Annotated in this window: 4 protein-coding genes; 3 read left to right on the top strand and 1 reads right to left on the bottom strand. The window is 56.9% G+C overall.

Features of this window, described 5'->3' with window-relative positions; all coding sequences use genetic code 11:
- Positions 1-200, top strand: a 200-nt coding sequence (locus ACW14G_RS22605; RefSeq protein WP_455648839.1) for a hypothetical protein, incomplete at its 5' end; no start/stop codon positions are given.
- Here ACW14G_RS22605 and ubiF read toward each other — a convergent pair.
- Positions 162-1,325, bottom strand: coding sequence for a 3-demethoxyubiquinol 3-hydroxylase (gene ubiF, locus ACW14G_RS22600; protein WP_249023348.1), 1,164 nt, complete (start codon positions 1,323-1,325; stop codon positions 162-164). The genes ACW14G_RS22605 and ubiF overlap by 39 nt on opposite strands.
- 149 nt (positions 1,326-1,474) lie before the next feature.
- Between ubiF and miaB the strand changes: the two genes are divergently transcribed.
- Both miaB and ACW14G_RS22590 read left to right on the top strand, forming a co-directional pair.
- Positions 1,475-2,899, top strand: a complete 1,425-nt coding sequence (miaB, locus tag ACW14G_RS22595; protein ID WP_065355523.1) for a tRNA (N6-isopentenyl adenosine(37)-C2)-methylthiotransferase MiaB — start codon at positions 1,475-1,477, stop codon at positions 2,897-2,899.
- Positions 2,900-3,052: 153 nt separating this feature from the next.
- Positions 3,053-3,822 (top strand): PhoH family protein (locus ACW14G_RS22590; protein WP_455648838.1); only part of this gene is annotated, 770 nt, incomplete at its 3' end.

Raw genomic sequence — 3,822 nt, 5'->3', positions numbered from 1 at the left:
CCGGCATTCCGAGGTTCGAATCCTCGTACCCCAGCCAAATTTTAAAGCTCGCTTCGGCGAGCTTTTTTTGTTTTTGTCCTTTTCAGAATGTCATGGGCCTGATGAGCAAAGTGCCATCAGGCAATGTGCCGGATGGCAGCGCCGCCTTATCCGAACTACAACTACAATCCCAGCGCGTACTTCAGCGCCTGACGTTTTAATACGCCCGCCCGCTGTGCCGCCATTAATCCCACATTACGCAAAATCCGCAGCGGGCCGAGATCGTTGCTGAAACCGGCGTAGAACAGATCCATGCCGCTTTGCATCAGCAGATTGTCCACCCGACGGCGCGACTGATAGCGTTCGAGCACCGGCAGGCTAGCCCAGTCTTCGCCGACGCTGCGTGCGTTCGCCAGCACGTCCAGCAGCGCATCAACGTCGCGGTAGCCCAGATTCACGCCCTGCCCCGCTAGCGGATGAATGGTATGCGCGGCGTCGCCTACCAGCGCCAGCCCCGGCTGCACATACTGCAACGCATGGCGGCGCGTCAGGGGGAATGCCCCTACCGCCACCGGCGTAACATTTCCTAAACGCTCCGGAAAATGCGCGCTGATTTCTCGCTGAAGCTGCGTCATCGACAGCGCCTGTAGCTGGCGAATGCGCGCCGGGGTGTCGTACCACACCAGCGAAGCCCAGTTATCGTAAAGCGGTAAATAAGCACGCGGCCCGGTCGGTGTAAACTGCTGCCAGGTACTGTCACCCGGTTCGTTTTCGGACTTCACGGTGATCAGCATACAGGATTGTGGATACTGCCAGCCGTGCACGCCAATACCCGCCAGTTGCCGCACCTGCGACTGCGCCCCGTCGGCACCGACCACCAGACGAGCAACAATCTCAGTGTCATCCGCCAGATGCAAATGCTGGCCGTGTATTTCGTTTAACGCACTGCCGTGCAGCAGCGTGACCTGCGGATGCGCCTCCAGCGCCTGCCACAGCGCCAGCTGTAGAACATTGTTCTCGACCATATAGCCGAGGTTTGGCAGCTTCAGCTCGGCGGCGTCGAATACCACATGCGCGGTCTGCCACTCCCAGGTCTCAAGACGCCGCCACGGATGCGCGCGCATTGCCAGTACGGCGTCCCACACGCCCAGGCTGCATAACAGCTGCACAGACGCGGCGCTGATGGCGGAAATGCGCACGTCCGGCTGAGCCGTAGGATCAAATGCCGGAGGCGGCGCTTTATCCAGCACCACAACCGAAAAACCATTCTGCGCCAGACCTAACGCTAACGCGCCGCCGACCATCCCACCGCCGATAACGGCGACGTCAGTATGTCGAATTGTCATCATTTATTATCCTTAAAGCCGAATCCCTTAAGTTTACCGGACTTTTGCCCTTTACGGCGAATATCCGCCAGGCTGGTCACAACCGCGTCAAAGCATTACAATACGCGCCCGGCAATGTTGGCTATTCATAATTGAGCAAGAGCAAGGCGATGACAAAAAAACTCCATATTAAAACCTGGGGCTGTCAGATGAACGAATACGATTCATCAAAGATGGCCGATCTGCTGGATGCCACTCATGGGTATCAACTGACTGAAAATGCAGCAGAAGCCGATGTCTTGCTGCTGAACACCTGCTCAATTCGAGAGAAAGCGCAGGAGAAAGTCTTTCACCAGTTAGGCCGCTGGAAATTAATCAAAGCCAAAAATCCAAAGGTCATTATTGGTGTCGGCGGCTGCGTTGCGTCTCAGGAAGGCAAACTCATTCGCCAACGCGCCCACTACGTAGATATTATTTTCGGGCCGCAAACGCTGCACCGTCTGCCAGAAATGATTGACGCCGTACGCAACAATCGTCGCCCGGTGATTGACGTCAGCTTCCCGGAAATCGAGAAGTTTGACCGTCTGCCTGAACCGCGCGCCGAAGGCCCGACCGCATTCGTTTCCATCATGGAAGGCTGTAACAAGTACTGCACTTACTGCGTGGTGCCGTATACCCGTGGTGAAGAAGTCAGCCGCCCATGCGACGACATCTTATTTGAGATTGCCCAACTGGCCGCTCAGGGCGTGCGTGAAGTCAACCTGCTGGGACAGAACGTTAACGCCTGGCGCGGTGAGAACTACGACGGCACCACCGGCTCCTTCGCGGAACTGCTGCGCCTGGTGGCCGCCATTGACGGGATCGACCGCGTGCGCTTCACCACCAGCCACCCAATCGAGTTCACCGATGACATCATCGAAGTCTATCGCGATACGCCGGAGCTGGTGAGCTTCCTGCACCTGCCGATTCAGAGCGGTTCCGACCGCGTGCTGAACCTGATGGGCCGCCCGCACACCGCGCTGGAGTACAAATCGATTATCCGTAAGCTGCGCGCCGCGCGTCCGGATATTCAGATAAGCTCCGACTTTATCGTCGGTTTCCCGGGGGAAACAACCCAGGACTTCGAGCAGACCATGAAGCTGATTGCCGATGTGAACTTTGACGTGAGCTTTAGCTTTGTCTTCTCCGCGCGTCCTGGCACGCCGGCAGCCGATATGGTCGACGATGTACCGGAAGAAGAGAAAAAGCAGCGCCTGTACATTCTGCAGGAGCGTATCAACCAGCAAGCGATGGCCTGGAGCCGCCGTATGCTTGGCACCGTCCAGCGTATTCTGGTAGAAGGTACCTCGCGTAAAAGCATTATGGAGCTGACCGGGCGCACTGAGAACAACCGCGTGGTCAACTTTGAAGGCACGCCGGACATGGTCGGTAAGTTTGTTGACGTGGAAATTATCGACGTCTACACCAACTCCCTGCGCGGCAAGCTGGTGCGCACCGAAGATGAGATGGGCCTGCGAGTGGTTGAAACGCCGGAGTCGGTCATTGCGCGTACCCGCAGAGAGAGCGACCTGGGCGTAGGAATCTACCAGCCTTAATCTTCATGGCCCGTCAACTCTGGCGGGCCTTGTATTTCCTCCTGCCACCCCCATATTTATCGCAATGCTTGCGCCTTTTGACTGCGGCGTGAATAATTCCTTTACGAGCCAAAGACGCGTGTCCTACGGCTATACAGACATAAGAGGAACAGTTTGAACATAGACACTCGCGAAATTACCCTGGAGCCTGCAGACAATGCCCGTCTGCTGAGCCTGTGTGGCCCGTTTGATGACAATATCAAACAGCTGGAGCGACGACTGGGCATCGAAATCAACCGCCGCGATAACCATTTCAAACTGACGGGACGCGCCATCTGCGTGACCGCCGCTGCTGATATTCTGCGTAACCTGTATGTGGACACCGCCCCGATGCGCGGCCAGATTCAGGACATTGAGCCAGAGCAGATCCACCTGGCGATTAAAGAAGCGCGCGTGCTGGAACAGAGCGCCGAGAGCGTGCCGGACTACGGCAAAGCCATCAATATCAAAACCAAGCGTGGGGTGATCAAACCGCGTACGCCTAACCAGGCGCAGTACATCGCCCACATTCTCGATCACGATATCACCTTCGGTATCGGCCCGGCCGGTACCGGTAAAACCTACCTGGCGGTGGCGGCTGCGGTCGACGCGCTGGAGCGTCAGGAAATTCGCCGTATTCTGCTGACCCGTCCGGCGGTTGAAGCGGGCGAAAAACTCGGCTTCCTGCCAGGCGATTTAAGCCAGAAGGTTGACCCGTATCTGCGCCCGCTGTACGACGCGCTGTTCGAGATGCTCGGCTTCGAGAAAGTTGAGAAGCTGATGGAACGTAACGTCATCGAAGTTGCGCCACTGGCCTACATGCGCGGCCGTACGCTGAACGATGCGTTTATCATTCTTGATGAAAGCCAGAACACCACCATCGAACAGATGAAGATGTTCCTGAC

The sequence above is a fragment of the Kluyvera sp. genome (genome assembly GCF_965301105.1).
The sequence above is the reverse complement of the archived record's forward strand: the minus strand, read 5'-3'. Positions and strand labels throughout refer to the sequence as shown.